The 15,979-nt window shown below is 41.0% G+C and carries 32 protein-coding genes and 1 pseudogene; 31 read left to right on the top strand and 2 right to left on the bottom strand.

Translation table 11 applies throughout. The features are described 5' to 3' along the window. The first annotated feature begins 92 nt into the window (after window positions 1-92). The 31 genes and pseudogenes from OZX61_RS10215 (at window position 93) to OZX61_RS10065 (ending at window position 15,355) form a co-directional block, all read left to right on the top strand. Window positions 93-827 (top strand): type 1 glutamine amidotransferase, encoded by a 735-nt coding sequence (locus OZX61_RS10215; RefSeq protein ID WP_277094712.1) that lies wholly within the window; start codon window positions 93-95, stop codon window positions 825-827. Window positions 828-1,052: 225 nt separating this feature from the next. Next, complete coding sequence (rpsJ, locus tag OZX61_RS10210) at window positions 1,053-1,364, top strand: 30S ribosomal protein S10 (RefSeq protein ID WP_000070912.1); 312 nt, start codon at window positions 1,053-1,055, stop codon at window positions 1,362-1,364. Between the two features lie 57 nt (window positions 1,365-1,421). Further along, window positions 1,422-2,060, top strand: coding sequence for a 50S ribosomal protein L3 (gene rplC, locus OZX61_RS10205; protein ID WP_195770986.1), 639 nt, complete (start codon window positions 1,422-1,424; stop codon window positions 2,058-2,060). A gap of 11 nt (window positions 2,061-2,071) precedes the next feature. Then, entirely contained in the window at window positions 2,072-2,674 is a 603-nt protein-coding gene (gene rplD / locus OZX61_RS10200) for a 50S ribosomal protein L4 (RefSeq protein WP_237410661.1), read from the top strand. Then, window positions 2,671-2,991, top strand: a complete 321-nt coding sequence (gene rplW / locus OZX61_RS10195) for a 50S ribosomal protein L23 (RefSeq protein WP_023273401.1) — start codon at window positions 2,671-2,673, stop codon at window positions 2,989-2,991. Before rplD ends, rplW begins: the two co-directional genes overlap by 4 nt. A gap of 11 nt (window positions 2,992-3,002) precedes the next feature. Next, the gene (gene rplB, locus OZX61_RS10190; protein ID WP_195770988.1) at window positions 3,003-3,827 is read left to right on the top strand and encodes a 50S ribosomal protein L2; all 825 of its coding nucleotides are present in this window, start codon (window positions 3,003-3,005) and stop codon (window positions 3,825-3,827) included. A gap of 20 nt (window positions 3,828-3,847) precedes the next feature. Next, window positions 3,848-4,123 carry a 30S ribosomal protein S19 gene (rpsS, locus tag OZX61_RS10185; RefSeq protein ID WP_004869548.1) on the top strand — a complete coding sequence of 92 codons (276 nt, stop codon included), beginning with the start codon at window positions 3,848-3,850 and terminating at the stop codon, window positions 4,121-4,123. An 11-nt stretch (window positions 4,124-4,134) separates the two neighbouring features. After that, complete coding sequence (gene rplV, locus OZX61_RS10180; RefSeq protein WP_195770989.1) at window positions 4,135-4,464, top strand: 50S ribosomal protein L22; 330 nt, start codon at window positions 4,135-4,137, stop codon at window positions 4,462-4,464. A gap of 1 nt (window position 4,465) precedes the next feature. Beyond that, window positions 4,466-5,279: pseudogene (rpsC, locus tag OZX61_RS10175) on the top strand (30S ribosomal protein S3). Next, a complete protein-coding gene (rplP, locus tag OZX61_RS10170; protein WP_023273397.1) occupies window positions 5,219-5,632 on the top strand; it encodes a 50S ribosomal protein L16 in 414 nt (137 codons plus the stop codon). Before rpsC ends, rplP begins: the two are co-directional and overlap by 61 nt. Further along, window positions 5,632-5,829, top strand: a complete 198-nt coding sequence (rpmC, locus tag OZX61_RS10165) for a 50S ribosomal protein L29 (RefSeq protein ID WP_023273396.1) — start codon at window positions 5,632-5,634, stop codon at window positions 5,827-5,829. Before rplP ends, rpmC begins: the two co-directional genes overlap by 1 nt. After that, a complete protein-coding gene (gene rpsQ / locus OZX61_RS10160; RefSeq protein WP_195770990.1) occupies window positions 5,826-6,083 on the top strand; it encodes a 30S ribosomal protein S17 in 258 nt (85 codons plus the stop codon). The genes rpmC and rpsQ overlap by 4 nt, the downstream gene beginning before the upstream one ends. A gap of 89 nt (window positions 6,084-6,172) precedes the next feature. Next, window positions 6,173-6,541: a 50S ribosomal protein L14 gene (rplN, locus tag OZX61_RS10155; RefSeq protein WP_023273394.1), complete on the top strand. Its 369-nt coding sequence runs from the start codon at window positions 6,173-6,175 to the stop codon at window positions 6,539-6,541. 9 nt (window positions 6,542-6,550) lie between these two features. Further along, complete coding sequence (gene rplX / locus OZX61_RS10150) at window positions 6,551-6,871, top strand: 50S ribosomal protein L24 (protein WP_277094711.1); 321 nt, start codon at window positions 6,551-6,553, stop codon at window positions 6,869-6,871. A gap of 15 nt (window positions 6,872-6,886) precedes the next feature. Continuing rightward, window positions 6,887-7,423, top strand: a complete 537-nt coding sequence (gene rplE / locus OZX61_RS10145; RefSeq protein ID WP_023273392.1) for a 50S ribosomal protein L5 — start codon at window positions 6,887-6,889, stop codon at window positions 7,421-7,423. Window positions 7,424-7,432: 9 nt separating this feature from the next. After that, complete coding sequence (rpsN, locus tag OZX61_RS10140; RefSeq protein ID WP_023273391.1) at window positions 7,433-7,738, top strand: 30S ribosomal protein S14; 306 nt, start codon at window positions 7,433-7,435, stop codon at window positions 7,736-7,738. 12 nt (window positions 7,739-7,750) lie between these two features. Continuing rightward, the gene (rpsH, locus tag OZX61_RS10135) at window positions 7,751-8,146 is read left to right on the top strand and encodes a 30S ribosomal protein S8 (protein WP_195770992.1); all 396 of its coding nucleotides are present in this window, start codon (window positions 7,751-7,753) and stop codon (window positions 8,144-8,146) included. Between the two features lie 13 nt (window positions 8,147-8,159). Next, window positions 8,160-8,693: a 50S ribosomal protein L6 gene (rplF, locus tag OZX61_RS10130; RefSeq protein WP_195770993.1), complete on the top strand. Its 534-nt coding sequence runs from the start codon at window positions 8,160-8,162 to the stop codon at window positions 8,691-8,693. Between the two features lie 14 nt (window positions 8,694-8,707). Then, window positions 8,708-9,058 carry a 50S ribosomal protein L18 gene (gene rplR / locus OZX61_RS10125; RefSeq protein WP_195770994.1) on the top strand — a complete coding sequence of 117 codons (351 nt, stop codon included), beginning with the start codon at window positions 8,708-8,710 and terminating at the stop codon, window positions 9,056-9,058. A gap of 2 nt (window positions 9,059-9,060) precedes the next feature. Further along, on the top strand, window positions 9,061-9,558 hold the full coding sequence (gene rpsE, locus OZX61_RS10120; protein WP_023273387.1) for a 30S ribosomal protein S5: 498 nt from the start codon (window positions 9,061-9,063) through the stop codon (window positions 9,556-9,558). A 6-nt stretch (window positions 9,559-9,564) separates the two neighbouring features. After that, entirely contained in the window at window positions 9,565-9,741 is a 177-nt protein-coding gene (rpmD, locus tag OZX61_RS10115; RefSeq protein WP_000849088.1) for a 50S ribosomal protein L30, read from the top strand. Between the two features lie 3 nt (window positions 9,742-9,744). Beyond that, window positions 9,745-10,185 (top strand): 50S ribosomal protein L15, encoded by a 441-nt coding sequence (rplO, locus tag OZX61_RS10110; RefSeq protein ID WP_195770995.1) that lies wholly within the window; start codon window positions 9,745-9,747, stop codon window positions 10,183-10,185. A gap of 45 nt (window positions 10,186-10,230) precedes the next feature. After that, window positions 10,231-11,550 (top strand): preprotein translocase subunit SecY, encoded by a 1,320-nt coding sequence (gene secY / locus OZX61_RS10105; RefSeq protein ID WP_277095657.1) that lies wholly within the window; start codon window positions 10,231-10,233, stop codon window positions 11,548-11,550. A 21-nt stretch (window positions 11,551-11,571) separates the two neighbouring features. Continuing rightward, a complete protein-coding gene (gene rpmJ / locus OZX61_RS10100; RefSeq protein ID WP_000867907.1) occupies window positions 11,572-11,688 on the top strand; it encodes a 50S ribosomal protein L36 in 117 nt (38 codons plus the stop codon). Window positions 11,689-11,795: 107 nt separating this feature from the next. Then, window positions 11,796-12,152, top strand: a complete 357-nt coding sequence (gene rpsM, locus OZX61_RS10095) for a 30S ribosomal protein S13 (RefSeq protein ID WP_023273383.1) — start codon at window positions 11,796-11,798, stop codon at window positions 12,150-12,152. Between the two features lie 19 nt (window positions 12,153-12,171). Next, window positions 12,172-12,558, top strand: a complete 387-nt coding sequence (gene rpsK, locus OZX61_RS10090) for a 30S ribosomal protein S11 (RefSeq protein WP_023273382.1) — start codon at window positions 12,172-12,174, stop codon at window positions 12,556-12,558. 12 nt (window positions 12,559-12,570) lie between these two features. Beyond that, entirely contained in the window at window positions 12,571-13,194 is a 624-nt protein-coding gene (gene rpsD, locus OZX61_RS10085; protein WP_195770996.1) for a 30S ribosomal protein S4, read from the top strand. Between the two features lie 18 nt (window positions 13,195-13,212). Further along, a complete protein-coding gene (rpoA, locus tag OZX61_RS10080) occupies window positions 13,213-14,220 on the top strand; it encodes a DNA-directed RNA polymerase subunit alpha (protein WP_195770997.1) in 1,008 nt (335 codons plus the stop codon). A gap of 18 nt (window positions 14,221-14,238) precedes the next feature. Beyond that, on the top strand, window positions 14,239-14,616 hold the full coding sequence (rplQ, locus tag OZX61_RS10075) for a 50S ribosomal protein L17 (protein ID WP_195770998.1): 378 nt from the start codon (window positions 14,239-14,241) through the stop codon (window positions 14,614-14,616). A gap of 54 nt (window positions 14,617-14,670) precedes the next feature. Next, window positions 14,671-14,940 carry a succinate dehydrogenase assembly factor 2 gene (locus OZX61_RS10070; protein WP_277094709.1) on the top strand — a complete coding sequence of 90 codons (270 nt, stop codon included), beginning with the start codon at window positions 14,671-14,673 and terminating at the stop codon, window positions 14,938-14,940. Beyond that, entirely contained in the window at window positions 14,933-15,355 is a 423-nt protein-coding gene (locus OZX61_RS10065) for a hypothetical protein (protein ID WP_277094708.1), read from the top strand. Before OZX61_RS10070 ends, OZX61_RS10065 begins: the two co-directional genes overlap by 8 nt. A 110-nt stretch (window positions 15,356-15,465) precedes the next feature. Here OZX61_RS10065 and OZX61_RS10060 read toward each other — a convergent pair whose 3' ends face one another. Together OZX61_RS10060 and OZX61_RS10055 are read right to left on the bottom strand one after the other, a co-directional pair. Continuing rightward, the gene (locus tag OZX61_RS10060) at window positions 15,466-15,729 is read right to left on the bottom strand and encodes a hypothetical protein (protein WP_195771000.1); all 264 of its coding nucleotides are present in this window, start codon (window positions 15,727-15,729) and stop codon (window positions 15,466-15,468) included. Between the two features lie 15 nt (window positions 15,730-15,744). Continuing rightward, window positions 15,745-15,951, bottom strand: coding sequence for a YheV family putative zinc ribbon protein (locus tag OZX61_RS10055; RefSeq protein WP_195771001.1), 207 nt, complete (start codon window positions 15,949-15,951; stop codon window positions 15,745-15,747). Between the last annotated feature and the right edge of the window lie 28 nt (window positions 15,952-15,979).

Genomic DNA, 15,979 nt, shown 5'->3' with positions numbered 1-15,979 from the left:
TTGTTTTTTAATTCTGTGATGGCTCTGTGGTTTTATAAATTATTGGCGTTCTTTTTGCAAGGAAATAGAGGGGAAAAGAATGGATAGTATATATGAAAAAGAATTTAAGAGTTCACTACTTTCAGCATATCGCTGGTGAGGGGTTTGGGAGTTTCTACGATTTTCTAAAACAACATGATGCTGTTATTACGGCGACTGAGTTTTTTGCACTACCTATTGAAACATACATAGAAATTGAAGCACTACCCGCAATAGAGGAAGTTGATCTGCTTATTATTATGGGTGGAAAAATGAGTGTACACGATGAAGCACTATATCCCTGGTTAAAAGTTGAAAAAAGGTGGCTCAGGCGCTACTTAGCACAGAAAAAACCTGTTTTAGGATTATGTTTAGGGGGGCAGCTAATTGCAAATGCTTTAGGGGGCTATGTGGGTAATTGTGATTCTAGTGAAGTAGGATGGATTCAGGTAGTAAAAGTAAATGATGTAGGGGAGCCTCATTTCAATTTTCCTGAGGAAATTCAAGTAATATCTTGGCATAAACAGTATTTTGAGATTCCAAAAGGTGCAGTGCAGTTGGCGTCAAGTATACAATGTCGTAATCAAGCATTTCAGATTGGTCATAATGTACTTGGCTTTCAATTTCATCCTGAAATTACAGCATCTTCATTAAAACTGTTTTTAGATGATGAGGCTGACATTGGTACAGGAATGTTAACCTCTCATGAAATAGATGATTTAGAGAAAACGATCTTAGATTCTAACTTTTGGCAGGGTCATAAGCTTGTTGAAGATGCCATTAGTTTTGTTGTACGCGATGAACTCTAAATAGATTTAATCCTAAAAAAAATTTGCTTAATCGTTAGACAATGGTTATAATAGGCCACCTTCAAAAAGAAGGGTGGCTTATCTTCTAGGTAAGATAGCCATATCGTGACAGTCATGGCATCGATCATGACCTTAGTGATTTTCACTGCCCTTGACACTTACCCATAAATAGGTGAGATGCGTCATGGGTGATTCTTTACATATTTTGGCTTGGAGTTTACTGGTATGTCTAACCAGAGAATCCGTATCCGTCTTAAGTCTTTTGATCATCGTCTGATTGATCAATCTGCTCAAGAGATCGTAGAAACCGCTAAGCGTACTGGCGCACAAGTGTGTGGTCCAATCCCGATGCCTACTCGCATCGAACGCTTCAACGTTCTTACTTCACCGCACGTAAACAAAGATGCGCGTGACCAGTACGAAATCCGCACCTACAAACGTTTGATCGATATCGTTCAACCAACAGACAAAACTGTTGATGCATTGATGAAATTAGATCTTGCAGCTGGTGTTGACGTTCAGATCGCATTGGGATAAAGGCTTGTCGGTTGATTAACTCTGTTAATTAAGCCGCATTTTAAGAGGTTTACACACATGGCTATTGGTTTAGTCGGTCGTAAGTGCGGTATGACCCGTATCTTTACGGAAGCCGGCGTTTCTGTGCCAGTTACAGTGATTGAAGTTGATGCGAACCGTATCACTCAAATCAAAACACTTGAAACTGATGGTTATCAAGCTGTTCAAGTAACAACTGGCGAACGTCGTGAATCACGCGTAACAAACGCTCAAAAAGGTCACTTTGCAAAAGCTGGTGTTGCAGCTGGTCGTTTAGTGAAAGAATTCCGTGTAACGGAAGCTGAGCTTGAAGGTCGCGAAATTGGTGGAACTATCGGTGTTGATTTGTTTACAGTTGGTCAAGTAGTTGACATTACTGGACAATCAAAAGGTAAAGGTTTCCAAGGTGGTGTTAAGCGTTGGAACTTCCGTACGCAAGACGCAACTCACGGTAACTCTGTATCTCACCGTGCTTTAGGTTCTACAGGTCAAAACCAAACTCCTGGACGCGTATTTAAAGGCAAAAAAATGCCTGGTCACCTAGGTGACGATCGCGTAACAGTTCAAGGTCTTGAGATTGTATCTATTGACGCTGAACGCTCAGTACTTGTTGTTAAGGGTGCTATCCCTGGTTCAACTGGTGGTGACGTTGTAGTTCGTCCTACTATCAAGGCTTGAGGGGAAATAACGTGAATTTACAAACTGTTTCCGGCTCTGCTGTTGAGTTGTCTGAAGTTGCATTCGGACGTGAATTTAATGAAGCACTTGTACACCAAGTGGTAACAGCTTACTTAGCTGGTGGCCGTCAAGGTTCTCGTGCTCAAAAATCACGTGGCGAAGTTTCTGGTGGTGGTAAAAAACCATTCCGTCAAAAAGGTACTGGCCGTGCGCGTGCTGGTTCTATTCGTAGCCCAATCTGGGTTGGCGGTGGTAAAACATTTGCTGCTCGTCCACAAGACTGGTCTCAAAAAGTTAACCGTAAAATGTATCGCGGTGCTATGCAATGTATTCTTGCTGAGCTTGTTCGTCAAGAACGCTTAGTATTGGTTGAAGATGTGCAGGTTGCTGCGCCTAAAACTAAAGAATTGCTAGCTAAACTAAACGAGTTGAACGCTCCTCGTGCATTGATCGTAACTGATGCAGTAGAAGAGAACTTATACCTTGCAGCTCGCAACTTACCGCATGTTGATGTGGTAGATGCAACTGCAATCGATCCTGTTAGCTTGATCGCGTTCGATAAAGTTGTAATGTCTGTGGCTGCTGCTAAGAAAATTGAGGTAGAACTCGGATGAACAACGAACGTATCTATCAAGTCCTACGTGGACCAGTATTCTCAGAAAAAGCACAAGTTTTAGGTGAAACTGCTGGTGTTCAAGTTTTTAAAGTTGATTTAAATGCAACTAAACTTGAAGTTAAAAAAGCAGTTGAGCAACTTTTTGGTGTTGAAGTTGTTAAAGTAAATACAACAATCACTAAAGGTAAAACAAAACGCTTTGGTAAAACATTAGGACGTCGTTCTGATGTTAAAAAAGCATACGTCACCCTGAAAGCTGGCCAAGATGTTGAAATGGCTGACTTGGGCGATACCGCTGAAAACACAGCGGAATAAGGACGAAAATTATGCCGATTCAAAAATGTAAGCCAACGTCTCCAGGACGTCGCTTTGTAGAGAAAGTGGTTCATGACCACCTTCACAAAGGTCGCCCTTTTGCTGCGTTGGTAGAAAGCAAAAAAAGAACTGGTGGTCGTAATAACAACGGCCATATTACTACTCGTCACGTTGGCGGTGGTCATAAACAACATTACCGTATTGTTGACTTTAAACGTAACAAAGATGGTATTCCTGCTACTGTAGAGCGTATTGAATACGATCCTAACCGTACAGCTCATATTGCTTTATTGAAATATGCTGATGGTGAGCGTCGTTATATTATTGCTCCTAAGGGCTTACGTGCTGGTGATAAAGTACAATCTGGAAACGATGCTCCAATTCGTCCAGGTAACTGCTTACCACTTCGTAATATGCCAATCGGTTCTACACTTCACAACATTGAGTTGAAGATTGGTAAGGGCGCGCAATTAGTTCGTTCTGCTGGTACTTCTGCACAATTACTGGGTCGTGATGGTTCTTATGCAATTATTCGTCTACGTTCAGGCGAAATGCGTAAAGTTCATGTTGAATGTCGTGCTGTTATCGGTGAAGTATCTAACCAAGAAAGCAACTTGCGCTCTCTAGGTAAAGCTGGTGCTTCTCGCTGGCGCGGTGTTCGTCCTACCGTACGTGGTATGGCAATGAACCCGGTTGATCACCCACACGGTGGTGGTGAAGGGCGTAATAAAGGTATTCAACCTGTAAGCCCATGGGGTCAAAAAGCTAAAGGGTACAAAACACGTACCAATAAGCGTACGACTAAGATGATTATTCGCGACCGTCGCGTTAAGTAACAAGTAAAGGAATCTGACTAATGCCTCGTTCATTGAAAAAAGGCCCATTCGTCGATGCGCACTTGTTCGCTAAGGTTGAAGCGGCTGTTGCTAGTAATTCTCGCAAGCCGATCAAAACTTGGTCTCGTCGTTCGATGATCCTCCCAGACTTTGTTGGTTTAACAATTTCTGTTCACAATGGCCGTAACCATGTTCCAGTAATTGTTTCTGAACATATGGTTGGTCATAAACTCGGTGAATTCGCGCCAACTCGTACCTATCGTGGTCACGGTGTTGATAAGAAATCTAAACGTTAATAGGTGCTATGATGGAAGTTACTGCAAAACTACGCGGTGCCGCTATCTCGGCACAAAAGGCGCGTTTAGTTGCTGATCAAGTCCGTGGTAAATCAGTTGCGCGTGCGCTTGACATTTTAAACTTCAGCAACAAGAAAGCGGCTACACTAGTGAAAAAAGCACTAGAGTCTGCGATCGCAAACGCTGAACATAACAACAGCTTAGATGTTGATGATCTGAAAGTTACAACAATCTTTGTTGATGAAGGTATGAGCCTAAAACGTATCATGCCTCGTGCGAAAGGTCGTGCGGATCGTATCACTAAGCGTACTTGTCACATCACCGTTAAGGTAGGGGTTTGATATGGGTCAGAAGGTTCATCCAATCGGTATCCGCCTAGGTGTTGTGAAACGTCATAACGCTAACTGGTATGCGAATCCGAAACAATATTCAGAATATTTACTAAAAGACCTACAAGTTCGTGAGTTTTTAACTAAAAAACTTAAGAGCGCGATGGTAAGTAAAATTCTTATCGAGCGTCCTACAGGCGCTGCTAAAATTACAATTAGCACAGCTCGTCCTGGTATCGTTATTGGTAAAAAAGGCGAAGATATTGAGAAATTACAGCGTGAACTTACTCAAATTATGGGTGTTCCTGCGCAAGTAGTTATCAATGAAGTTGATCGCCCTGATCTTGACGCGCGTCTAGTTGCTGAAGGTATCGCTTCTCAATTAGAAAAACGTGTAATGTTCCGTCGTGCTATGAAGCGTGCGGTTCAAAATACAATGCGTGCTGGTGCTAAAGGTATCAAAGTTGAGGTTTCTGGTCGTTTAGGCGGTGCTGAAATCGCACGTACAGAATGGTATCGTGAAGGACGTGTTCCATTGCATACACTTCGTGCAGACATTGACTATGCGACTATGCGTGCTGAAACAACTTACGGTACGATTGGTGTTAAAGTTTGGATTTTCCGCGGTGAAATCTTAGGTGGCATGAAACAAGTCATGAACCCTGCGCCACAAGAAGAGCGTCCAGCTAAACGTGGTCGTGGTCGTGAAGGTCAAGAGCGTCGTGGTCGTCGCAATGATCGTTCTGCTGCTAAAGGAGAATAATTCATGTTGCAACCTAAACGTACGAAATTCCGTAAAGTGCAAAAAGGCCGTAATACTGGTCTAGCACATCGCGGAAGTACAGTATCATTTGGTACTATTGCATTGAAATCTGTAGAACGTGGTCGTATGACTGCACGTCAGATCGAAGCTGCACGTCGTACTATTAGCCGTCGCGTTAAGCGTGGTGGTAAAATCTACATTCGTGTATTCCCAGACAAGCCAATTACTGAAAAGCCTTTAGAAGTTCGTATGGGTAAAGGTAAAGGTAGTGTTGAATACTGGGTTAGCGAGATTAAGCCAGGTAAGATCCTGTACGAAATGGAAGGTGTAAGCGAAGAATTAGCGCGTGAAGCATTTACTTTAGCTGCTGCTAAACTTCCGTTTAAAACCGCTATCGTGACTCGGACGGTAATGTAATGAAAACTAAAGATCTACGTGAAAAATCGGTAGAAGAGTTGAAAACTTTGCTTGATGAGCAACAGTTAAATCAATTCCGTCTTCGTATGGCGCAAGCAACTGGTCAGTTGGGTAAATCACACGAAGTTGGGGTTGCTCGTAAGACAGTTGCTCGCATAAAGACACTCCTTACCGAAAAACAGGGGAACGGACAATGAGTGAAAATACAGTCCGCACGTTAACTGGCAAAGTTGTAAGTGACAAAATGGAGAAATCTATTGTTGTGCTTATTGAACGCCGAGTTCAACACCCGTTGTATGGCAAATCACTTCGCCGTTCAACAAAATTACACGCTCATGATGAGAACAATGTTGCTAAAATCGGTGATGTTGTAACCATTAAAGAAAGCCGCCCAATTTCTAAAACTAAAGCTTGGACTTTAGTGGAAGTAGTTGAAGCAGCTGCTGAGTAATTAGTTCTTGTTGCATCATTGGTCAATTTCGAGTACGCTATGCGTCTTTCGAAATTGTGACCGGTGATGCTCGGTTTTGGAGTAGGGCAATGATTCAAACCGAAACGATGCTCGACGTAGCAGACAACAGTGGTGCACGCCGCGTACAATGTATTAAAGTACTAGGTGGTTCACATCGTCGTTATGCTTCTGTTGGCGACATTATTAAAGTTACTGTAAAAGAAGCAATTCCGCGTGGCCGTGTTAAAAAAGGCGACGTGATGAATGCGGTTGTAGTTCGTACAAAATTCGGTATTCGTCGTCCAGACGGCTCTTTGATCCGTTTTGATGACAACGCTGCAGTTTTGTTGAATACAAACAAAGCTCCGATTGCTACCCGTATCTTTGGACCAGTGACTCGTGAACTTCGTACTGAACAGTTCATGAAAATTATTTCATTGGCTCCTGAAGTTCTATAAGAGGCAATCATGGCTAAGATCAGAAAAGGCGATCAAATTATAGTGATCGCAGGTAAAGAAAAAGGCAAACAAGGTACTGTTTTGTCTGTTTCGAATGACCGTGTTAAGGTTGAAGGCCTTAACTTAGTGAAGAAACATCAAAAGCCAAACCGTGTAACTGGTGCTGAAGGCGGCATTGTTACTCAAGAGGCTTCTCTTCATATCTCAAACGTGGCAATTTTAAATGCTACAACCCAAAAGGCTGACCGTGTTGGTTACCAACGTGATGAAAATGGCACGAAAAGTCGTGTTTATAAATCAAATGGTGAATCAGTGGCGGTAGCGAAGTAATAGGTTGAAAAGGCAATGGCCAGACTTAAAACACGTTATAACGACGAACTTAAGGCAAAGTTGAAAGAAGAACTTGGCCTTTCGAATGTGATGGAAATTCCTCGCATTACTAAAATCACTCTAAACATGGGTGTAGGTGCTGCCGCAGCTGATAAAAAATTATTAGATGGCGCACTTTCAGATATGCAAGCAATTGCTGGTCAAAAACCAGTACTAACACTTGCACGTAAATCGATCGCAGGTTTCAAAATCCGTGATGGTTGGCCAATCGGTTGTAAAGTTACTTTACGTGGCGAACATATGTACGAATTCTTGGATCGTTTGATCTCAATCACAATCCCGCGTATTCGTGACTTCCGTGGTTTCTCAGCGAAATCATTTGATGGTCGTGGTAATTACTCAATGGGATTGAAAGAACAAATCGTTTTCCCTGAAATCGATTTTGACAAGATTGATCGTATTCGTGGTATGGATATTACTATTACTACGACTGCTCGCACCGATGACGAAGGCCGTGCGCTTATGCGTGCATTCGGCTTCCCGTTCAAATAAGAGGTCGATATGGCTAAGAAAGGTATGGTTAATCGCGAATTAAAACGCGAAAAAACAGTTGCTAAATTTGCTGCAAAACGTGCTGAATTAAAAGCAACTATTGCAAATGTAAATGCTAGCGATGAAGAGCGTTTTGAAGCGATGTTGAAATTACAAGCATTGCCACGTAACGCATCTCCTGTACGTCTTCGCAACCGTTGTGGTTTAACTGGTCGTCCTCATGGTTACTTCCGTAAGTTTGGCTTAAGCCGTAATAAACTACGTGATACTGTAATGCAAGGTGATGTACCGGGCGTTGTGAAAGCTAGCTGGTAAGGGGCGACTATAATGAGTATGCAAGATACCGTTGCCGACATGCTAACACGTGTTCGTAACGCACAAATGGCTAAGAAAGAAACTGTTTCTATGCCAAGCTCTAAGCTAAAAGTTTCTATTGCAAACGTATTAGAGCAAGAAGGTTATATTTCAAATGTAGAAGTTGCTGATAACGAAGGCAAAGCTACTTTGACAATTACCCTAAAATATTTTGAAGGCAAACCAGTTATCGAAACTGTGAAACGTGTAAGTCGTCCAGGCTTACGTCAGTATCGCGGTAAAGATAAAATTCCTAGCGTTAAGCAAGGTTTAGGTATTGCAATTGTTTCTACAAGCAAAGGCATCATGACTGATCGCGCTGCACGTGCTGCAGGTATCGGTGGTGAAGTTATTGCTTTTGTTTCTTAATAGGTGATTCCTCATGTCTCGTGTGGCTAAAGCCCCAGTAGCTCTACCAAGTGGTGTAGAAGTTACTCAGAACGGCCGGCAGGTCGTAGTGAAAGGCAGTAAAGGTACGCTGTCTTTCAACCTGCATGCGCTGGTCGAGCTAAAACAGGAAGAAGGTAAACTTCACCTTGCTCCAGTAAAAGACTCGCAAGATGCTTGGATGCAAGCTGGTACTGCTCGCGCTGTATTAAACAACCTTGTTAAAGGTGTAAGCGAAGGTTTCGAACGTAAGCTACAACTTGTAGGTGTTGGTTATAAAGCTGTAGTTAAAGGAACTGTTGTGAACCTAAGCTTAGGTTTTTCACATCCAATCGACTATACATTGCCTGAAGGTGTAACTGCAGAAACTCCAACTCCAACTGAAATTCTGCTTAAATCTGCAGATAAACAGTTGTTAGGTCAAGTAGCTGCAAATATCCGTGCATATCGCTCTCCTGAACCATATAAAGGTAAAGGTGTTCGTTATTCGGATGAAGTTATTCTTCGTAAAGAAGCTAAGAAGAAATAAGGCGCGAGGTTCTTATGAACGAAAAGAAACAATCCCGTTTGCGTCGTGCGAAAAGCACACGCTTGCACATCCGTGCATTGGGTGCGACTCGTTTGTGTGTAAACCGCACTCCGCGTCACATCTATGCTCAAGTTATTTCAGCAGATGGTGGAAAAGTATTAGCACAAGCTTCTACTTTAGATGCATCTTTACGTAGTACTACTACTGGTAATGTTGAAGCAGCAACTAAAGTTGGTGCTTTAATTGCAGAGCGTGCTAAAGCAGCTGGTATTACAAAAGTTGCATTTGACCGTTCTGGTTTTAAATATCATGGTCGTATTAAAGCCTTGGCTGATGCTGCCCGTGAAGGCGGCTTGGAGTTCTAATCATGGCGAAAGTTGAACAAAACGAAGGTCTCGTTGAGAAGCTGGTTGCCGTTGATCGTGTAGCCAAGGTTGTAAAAGGTGGTCGTATTTTCTCTTTCACAGCATTAACTGTGGTAGGTGATGGTAACGGTCGTGTTGGTTTTGGTCGTGGTAAAGCGCGTGAAGTTCCAGCTGCTATTTCTAAAGCACTTGAAGCTGCTCGTCGTAATATGATTACTGTAGATCTAGACGGAAACACTTTACAACACCCTGTGAATGCTCGTCATGGTGCGAGTCGTGTTTATATGCAACCTGCTTCTGAAGGTACTGGTGTAATTGCTGGTGGCGCTATGCGTGCTGTTCTAGAAGCTGCAGGTGTACATAACGTACTTGCTAAATGTTATGGTTCTACAAATGCTGCTAACGTAGTAAACGCAACTTTTAATGGTTTGCGTGATATGACTTCTCCTGAGAAAGTCGCTGCGAAACGTGGTAAAACTGTAGAAGAAATTCAAGGGTAATCAATCATGAAAACGATTAAAGTTACCCAGACTAAATCTTCTTCGCATCGTTTGAAAAATCACAAACTTTGCCTACAAGGTTTGGGTCTGCGTCGCATCGGTCATACTGTAGAAGTGCAAGATACTCCTTCTAACCGTGGTATGATCAATAAAGTCTACTATATGGTTAGTGTAGAGGAATAAGCCATGACTCTGCGTTTAAATGAATTATCACCTGCAGAAGGTGCTAAACGTGAACACCGCCGCCTAGGCCGTGGTATCGGTTCTGGTGTCGGTAAGACAGGTGGTCGCGGTATTAAAGGTCAAAACTCACGTAAAAGTGGTGGTGTTCGTCCAGGTTTTGAAGGTGGTCAAACAGCGATTTATCGTCGTTTACCAAAATTTGGCTTCACTAGCCAAATGGCACTTAAAACTGCTGAAGTACGTGTTTCTGAATTAAATAAAGTTGAAGGCGATATCGTTAGCCTTGAAACTTTAAAAGCTGCAAACGTTGTGCGTCGTGACCAATTACGCGCTCGTATCGTACTTTCTGGTGAAGTAACTCGCGCATTCACTGTTAAGGGTGTTGCATTGACTAAAGGCGCTAAAGCTGCTGTTGAAGCTGCTGGCGGTAAAGTCGAGGAGTAATTACGAGTGTCTATGTCTCCTAGTTCTTCAGGTCATGTTCACATGATGAAAGGCCAACCGTTTCATGTGAAATATCGTGAAATCATCCGTCGCATGGTGTTTTTAATCTGCGCACTATTGGTTTTTCGACTAGGATCGCATATTCCAGTACCAGGCATTAATAATGCAGCACTTGAACATCTGTTTAATGCAAACCAAGGTACTATTCTTGGTTTGTTTAACATGTTTTCAGGTGGTGCATTGCAACGAATGTCTATTCTTGCTTTAGGGATTATGCCATACATTTCTGCCTCAATTATTGTGCAGTTAATGTCAACAGTAATTCCTTCGCTCGAAGCTTTGAAAAAAGAAGGTGAGCAAGGTAAGCGTAAAATTAACCAGTATACGCGTCAAGGAACACTTATATTAGGTATTGTACAAGCTGTAGGTATGTGTGCAGGTCTTATTAGTCAAGGGATTACTTTGACTTCTGGATTAGAATTTTATATTCCTGCAGTCACATCTTTAGTTGCTGGTACAATGTTCTTGATGTGGCTTGGAGAACAAATTACTGAACGTGGAGTAGGTAATGGTATCTCAATGATTATTTTTGCGGGAATTGTGGCTAACTTGCCAAATATTGCATTGCAATCTTTCTCAGCAGTTGAAAATGGTCAGACAAGCTTAATTGGGGTCGTGGTTTTAGCATTAATTGCATTAGCTGTTATGGCTGCTATTGTATTTATTGAAAAAGCACAACGTCGAATTGCAGTTAATTATGCGCAAAAGCAACAAGGTCGTCGTATTTTTACGGCACAGCAAACTCATTTACCACTAAAGATAAACATGGCCGGAGTAATTCCAGCTATTTTTGCAAGTTCATTGCTGTTATTTCCAGCAAGTCTTGGTCAGTGGGTTGGGAGTGCTGATCCAAATGCTGGCATGCTTAAACGCTCATTGCAAGATTTGGCACTTGTTTTATCGCCTGGACATACTTTGTATTTGGTGCTCTTTGGTGCGTTAATTATCTTTTTCTGTTATTTCTATACAGCACTAGTATTTAGTCCAAAAGAAGTTGCAGAAAATTTGAAACGCAGCGGAGCTTATGTGCCTGGTATACGCCCAGGTGAGCAAACTGCTCGTTATTTAGATCATATTCTCAATCGTTTGACATTTATTGGTGCAATCTACATTACCTTTATTTGTTTAATGCCAATGATTCTTCAAAGTTCATTTGGTATGACAATGAATGTAGGCGGTACTTCACTACTTATTGTAGTAGTTGTTGTGATGGATTTTATGGCTCAATTGCAGTCACATTTGACATCTCACCAGTATGATAATCAAACATTGATGAAAAAAACGACTGCTCATCCTAAGGGATAAGCGCACTTAGAGGTTTTCATCATGAAAGTACAAGCTTCTGTAAAGAAAATTTGTGGTAGCTGTAAAGTTATCCGTCGTAATGGGGTTATTCGCGTAATTTGTAGCGCTGAACCTCGTCATAAGCAGCGTCAAGGTTAATAAAATAACTTAGACTGTTGATTTCAGTAGGCGAATTGAGTTAATATCCGCCCCTTAAGAATTTAATGGGTGGTTAATCAACTCAACTGCCTTTTTGGAGAAAGTGAATGGCTCGTATTGCCGGTGTAAACATTCCGGATAACAAGCATGCTGTTATCTCCCTCACTTACATTTTTGGTGTTGGTCGTCACACTGCAGAAAATATTCTAGCAGCTGCTGGCATTGCAAACACTACTAAAGTTCGTGATTTGGATGATGCTCAGCTTGATGCGATTCGTGCAGAAGTTGCTAAGGTACCAACCGAAGGTGACTTACGTCGCGAAATTTCCATGAACATTAAACGTTTAATGGATTTAGGTTGCTATCGTGGCCTTCGTCATCGTCGTAGCTTGCCTGTCCGTGGTCAACGCACAAAAACTAACGCACGTACCCGTAAAGGTCCGCGCAAACCGATTAAAAAGTAAGATTTCTGGAAGCTAAAAGATGGCTAAAGATACTCGCACACGCAAGAAGGTCACACGTACCGTCTCTGAAGGTGTTGCACACATTCACGCGTCTTTTAATAACACCATTGTTACGATTACCGATCGTCAAGGTAATGCATTGGCTTGGGCCACCTCAGGTGGACAAGGCTTCCGTGGTTCACGTAAATCAACTCCGTTTGCTGCTCAGGTAGCTGCTGAAGTTGCTGGTAAAGCAGCTTTAGATTACGGTTTGAAAAACTTGGAAGTCCTTGTAAAAGGACCTGGTCCAGGTCGTGAGTCTGCGGTTCGTGCATTAGGAGCAGTGGGTTATAAGATTAGCAGCATTACCGATGTGACTCCAATTCCTCACAACGGTTGCCGTCCACCTAAAAAACGTCGCGTCTAAGGAGATACATTCATGGCTCGTTATATTGGTCCAAAATGCAAACTCTCTCGTCGCGAAGGGACTGACCTGCAACTTAAATCTGGCGTTAAACCATTTGACGTCAAAACTAAAAAACACGCGAAAGCACCAGGCCAACACGGTCAATCACGTGCTAAGCAATCAGAGTATTCACTACAATTACGTGAAAAACAAAAAGTACGTCGTATGTACGGTGTTTTAGAACGTCAATTTAGTAATTACTATAAAGAAGCTGCTCGTGTTAAAGGCGCAACAGGTGAAAACTTGTTGAAACTGCTTGAAAGCCGTCTAGATAACGTTGTTTATCGCATGGGCTTTGGTTCTACACGTGCAGAAGCTCGTCAGCTAGTAAGTCACCGTTCTATTACTTTGAATGGCCGTCGCGTAAATATCGCGTCTATTCAAGTAAAACCAGGTGATGTAGTTGCTGTACATCAAGGTGCGAAAGAACAATTGCGTATTAAAAATGCAGTTGAGCTAGCAAGCCAACGTGGTATTCCTGCTTGGGTTGAAGTTGATCACTCTAAGTTTGAAGGTACGTTCAAAGCTGCACCTGATCGTTCTGATCTACCTGCTGAAATCAATGAAAGCTTGATTGTAGAATTGTATTCTAAATAATCCTTGAGGTAGCAATAAATGACGCGTACTGCAAACGAGTTTCTAACTCCGCAAGCGATCAAGGTCGAAGCGGCAAGCGGGACCTCGGCAAAAGTGATTCTTGAACCTTTAGAGCGTGGTTTTGGCCATACTCTTGGTAATGCTTTACGTCGCATCCTACTTTCTTCTTTACCTGGCGCAGCTGTGGTGGAAGTAGAAATAGAAGGCGTCGAGCACGAGTACAGTACTTTAGAAGGCTTGCAGCAGGACATCGTCGAGCTCTTGCTGAACCTTAAAGGATTGTCGATTAAGCTGTTCGATCAAAATGAAGCATATTTGACATTAGAAAAACAAGGTCCAGGAGATGTAACAGCTGCTGACCTTCGTTTACCGCACAATGTTGAATTGGTTAACCCTGAGCATTTGATCGGGACTTTAAGCGCTACAGGCTCATTAAAAATGCGCCTGAAAGTCGCACAAGGTCGTGGTTATGAAACATCTGATTCACGCTTTCCTGAAGGCGAAACTCGCCCTGTAGGTCGCTTACAATTAGATGCAAGTTATAGCCCAATCAATCGTGTTTCATACACTGTAGAAAATGCACGTGTGGAACAACGTACTGACCTTGATAAGTTGGTCATCGATCTTGAAACAAATGGTACGGTTGATCCTGAAGAAGCGATTCGTAAAGCTGCAACAATCTTGCAACAACAGATCGCAATCTTTGTTGATCTTCAGAAAGACCAAACACCTGTTGCTCAAGAACCTCGCGAAGAAGTTGATCCAATATTGCTTCGTCCAGTAGATGATCTAGAGCTTACTGTTCGTTCTGCGAATTGTTTAAAAGCAGAAAATATTTACTACATTGGTGATCTTGTTCAACGTACAGAAGTTGAGTTGTTAAAAACTCCAAACTTAGGTAAAAAATCGTTAACTGAGATCAAAGATGTTTTGGCATCGAAAGGTTTACAACTCGGAATGCGTCTAGAAAACTGGCCACCTGCTAGTCTTCGTATGGACGACCGTTTTGCCTATCGTAGCCGCTAATTAAGTAGGACTATCACCATGCGTCATCGTAATAGTGGTGTGAAATTAGGCCGTACAAGCAGCCATCGTAAGGCGTTGTTCCAAAACTTAACAAATGCTCTAGTTGAGCATGAGTTAATTAAAACAACTTTGCCTAAGGCGAAAGAACTTCGTCGCGTTGCTGAGCCTTTAATCACTTTAGCTAAAAACGATACAGTAGCAAACCGTCGTATTGCGTTTGCTCGTACTCGTAATGCAGCAACTGTTGGTAAATTATTTACCGTTCTAGGCCCTCGTTATAAAGAACGTAACGGCGGTTATCTACGTGTACTTAAAGCAGGTCACCGTGCTGGAGATGCAGCACCTATGGCTTACGTTGAGTTAGTAGACCGTGAAGTGAATACTTCAGCAGAATAATATTTATTCTGATAAAAGGCCGGAACTCCGGCCTTTTTTATTTGCTTAATGATAATGGAAGATCATCAAATGGAAGAGTTAAGTTTAGTACAGAGAAAAACAATTTACCGAGCAAGAAGAGGGCTTAAGGAAATAGATGTATACTTTGACTTATATGTAAAACAATACTATTTAAAAGCGTCTAGTGAAGAACAAAGAATTTTCGAACAGTTAATTGAATATGAAGATCCAGATATTTTAGATTGGTTTATGGAAGTATCCAATGCTCCAAATATCGAAATAAAACATTTGATTTGGCAATTAAAAAAATATTTACATGGCTAACTATTGTTGGAAAATTTATCAGAAAAGTAAAATTAAAAGATTTTTCTGGAGTGTCATATTATTTATTACCATTTATACAATATATCAGTTGCTAGAAATTTCATATGTTTTAGCGCTGAATCTCCTATTGTTTTTGACTTATATATTATATGAAAAAAATAATAAAAATATTTTAGAAATTGCTCAATTAGATAATTCAACTTGGACAATGCTATTTGAAAATAATGATATTAAAAAAATTAAAGTTACATGCATTTTAAACCATTATTTATATTTTTCTATTTATACTAATGATTCTAAAGATAATTTTATTATCTGGCGTGATCAAATATCTCCTGAAAGTTTAAAACAAATAATTAATTTTTCCAAGTTATATAATAACTCTACATTATATGACCTAAATGACATGAAGTAATGTAATTTGGGCGAATGTTTTTATAAATGCAATTTATTAATATCTTAATTACGAGCTAAAGAACATATTTCTAAATACTCAGTTTATAGTAGCATGAGCAAAACCGTCGTTCATGCTACTTTTTTTATGCTTAACTGTTTTTCTAGTTCAGTAATTTGTTCTTCTTTTAATCGAATAAGTTTATTAATAGTTTTTTCTTGCTGTAATAATTGTTTTTTTCTTTCCTTTAATCTCAGAATTTCATCTTTAATTTTATCTTGTTGCTCTTTCTTGAAAACACTGATTTTATCATGTTGTAAACTTTGAGCCTGTATATGACTTACACAAAAAAATAATCCCATAATCATTAGGATAAACGACTTATAATAGCCCATTCTTATATTCCATATTTAATAGTTTCTAGGCTTAAACTGTATCACACCAATATCATCTTGAGTATTTGGATGTATTTGTTCCGGTGTAGGGCGATTATCTGAATAATCGCACTCGATACATTCAATCCATTCACGCTGTTCATGAGTTAACATAATAATTCGATCTAGGCTATTACATTTTGGGCATCGAACCCCTGCAATAAATCTTTTCTTTATCTTCATATTAGCGTAACTCATGAATGAACGTCTG

The sequence above is a fragment of the Acinetobacter sp. ESL0695 genome (assembly GCF_029392135.1).
GTDB lineage: Bacteria > Pseudomonadota > Gammaproteobacteria > Pseudomonadales > Moraxellaceae > Acinetobacter > Acinetobacter pollinis.
The sequence above is the reverse complement of the archived record's forward strand: the minus strand, read 5'-3'. Positions and strand labels throughout refer to the sequence as shown.

What these genes read in the sequence shown, in the direction of transcription:
- rplE (WP_023273392.1), top strand. Translation starts at nt 6,887, where the DNA reads ATGGCCAGACTTAAAACACGTTATAACGACGAACTTAAGGCAAAGTTG.
- rpsJ (WP_000070912.1), top strand. Translation starts at nt 1,053, where the DNA reads ATGTCTAACCAGAGAATCCGTATCCGTCTTAAGTCTTTTGATCATCGT.
- rplC (WP_195770986.1), top strand. Translation starts at nt 1,422, where the DNA reads ATGGCTATTGGTTTAGTCGGTCGTAAGTGCGGTATGACCCGTATCTTT.
- rpsM (WP_023273383.1), top strand. Translation starts at nt 11,796, where the DNA reads ATGGCTCGTATTGCCGGTGTAAACATTCCGGATAACAAGCATGCTGTT.
- rpmJ (WP_000867907.1), top strand. Translation starts at nt 11,572, where the DNA reads ATGAAAGTACAAGCTTCTGTAAAGAAAATTTGTGGTAGCTGTAAAGTT.
- rplX (WP_277094711.1), top strand. Translation starts at nt 6,551, where the DNA reads ATGGCTAAGATCAGAAAAGGCGATCAAATTATAGTGATCGCAGGTAAA.
- OZX61_RS10065 (WP_277094708.1), top strand. Translation starts at nt 14,933, where the DNA reads ATGGCTAACTATTGTTGGAAAATTTATCAGAAAAGTAAAATTAAAAGA.
- rplV (WP_195770989.1), top strand. Translation starts at nt 4,135, where the DNA reads ATGGAAGTTACTGCAAAACTACGCGGTGCCGCTATCTCGGCACAAAAG.
- rplQ (WP_195770998.1), top strand. Translation starts at nt 14,239, where the DNA reads ATGCGTCATCGTAATAGTGGTGTGAAATTAGGCCGTACAAGCAGCCAT.
- rpmC (WP_023273396.1), top strand. Translation starts at nt 5,632, where the DNA reads ATGAAAACTAAAGATCTACGTGAAAAATCGGTAGAAGAGTTGAAAACT.
- secY (WP_277095657.1), top strand. Translation starts at nt 10,231, where the DNA reads ATGAAAGGCCAACCGTTTCATGTGAAATATCGTGAAATCATCCGTCGC.
- rpoA (WP_195770997.1), top strand. Translation starts at nt 13,213, where the DNA reads ATGACGCGTACTGCAAACGAGTTTCTAACTCCGCAAGCGATCAAGGTC.
- rpsD (WP_195770996.1), top strand. Translation starts at nt 12,571, where the DNA reads ATGGCTCGTTATATTGGTCCAAAATGCAAACTCTCTCGTCGCGAAGGG.
- rpsH (WP_195770992.1), top strand. Translation starts at nt 7,751, where the DNA reads ATGAGTATGCAAGATACCGTTGCCGACATGCTAACACGTGTTCGTAAC.
- OZX61_RS10060 (WP_195771000.1), bottom strand. Translation starts at nt 15,729, where the DNA reads ATGGGCTATTATAAGTCGTTTATCCTAATGATTATGGGATTATTTTTT.
- rplO (WP_195770995.1), top strand. Translation starts at nt 9,745, where the DNA reads ATGACTCTGCGTTTAAATGAATTATCACCTGCAGAAGGTGCTAAACGT.
- rpsS (WP_004869548.1), top strand. Translation starts at nt 3,848, where the DNA reads ATGCCTCGTTCATTGAAAAAAGGCCCATTCGTCGATGCGCACTTGTTC.
- rpsK (WP_023273382.1), top strand. Translation starts at nt 12,172, where the DNA reads ATGGCTAAAGATACTCGCACACGCAAGAAGGTCACACGTACCGTCTCT.
- OZX61_RS10070 (WP_277094709.1), top strand. Translation starts at nt 14,671, where the DNA reads ATGGAAGATCATCAAATGGAAGAGTTAAGTTTAGTACAGAGAAAAACA.
- rplB (WP_195770988.1), top strand. Translation starts at nt 3,003, where the DNA reads ATGCCGATTCAAAAATGTAAGCCAACGTCTCCAGGACGTCGCTTTGTA.
- rplF (WP_195770993.1), top strand. Translation starts at nt 8,160, where the DNA reads ATGTCTCGTGTGGCTAAAGCCCCAGTAGCTCTACCAAGTGGTGTAGAA.
- rpsN (WP_023273391.1), top strand. Translation starts at nt 7,433, where the DNA reads ATGGCTAAGAAAGGTATGGTTAATCGCGAATTAAAACGCGAAAAAACA.
- rplP (WP_023273397.1), top strand. Translation starts at nt 5,219, where the DNA reads ATGTTGCAACCTAAACGTACGAAATTCCGTAAAGTGCAAAAAGGCCGT.
- OZX61_RS10215 (WP_277094712.1), top strand. Translation starts at nt 93, where the DNA reads ATGAAAAAGAATTTAAGAGTTCACTACTTTCAGCATATCGCTGGTGAG.
- rplN (WP_023273394.1), top strand. Translation starts at nt 6,173, where the DNA reads ATGATTCAAACCGAAACGATGCTCGACGTAGCAGACAACAGTGGTGCA.
- OZX61_RS10055 (WP_195771001.1), bottom strand. Translation starts at nt 15,951, where the DNA reads ATGAAGATAAAGAAAAGATTTATTGCAGGGGTTCGATGCCCAAAATGT.
- rplR (WP_195770994.1), top strand. Translation starts at nt 8,708, where the DNA reads ATGAACGAAAAGAAACAATCCCGTTTGCGTCGTGCGAAAAGCACACGC.
- rpsQ (WP_195770990.1), top strand. Translation starts at nt 5,826, where the DNA reads ATGAGTGAAAATACAGTCCGCACGTTAACTGGCAAAGTTGTAAGTGAC.
- rpmD (WP_000849088.1), top strand. Translation starts at nt 9,565, where the DNA reads ATGAAAACGATTAAAGTTACCCAGACTAAATCTTCTTCGCATCGTTTG.
- rpsE (WP_023273387.1), top strand. Translation starts at nt 9,061, where the DNA reads ATGGCGAAAGTTGAACAAAACGAAGGTCTCGTTGAGAAGCTGGTTGCC.
- rplW (WP_023273401.1), top strand. Translation starts at nt 2,671, where the DNA reads ATGAACAACGAACGTATCTATCAAGTCCTACGTGGACCAGTATTCTCA.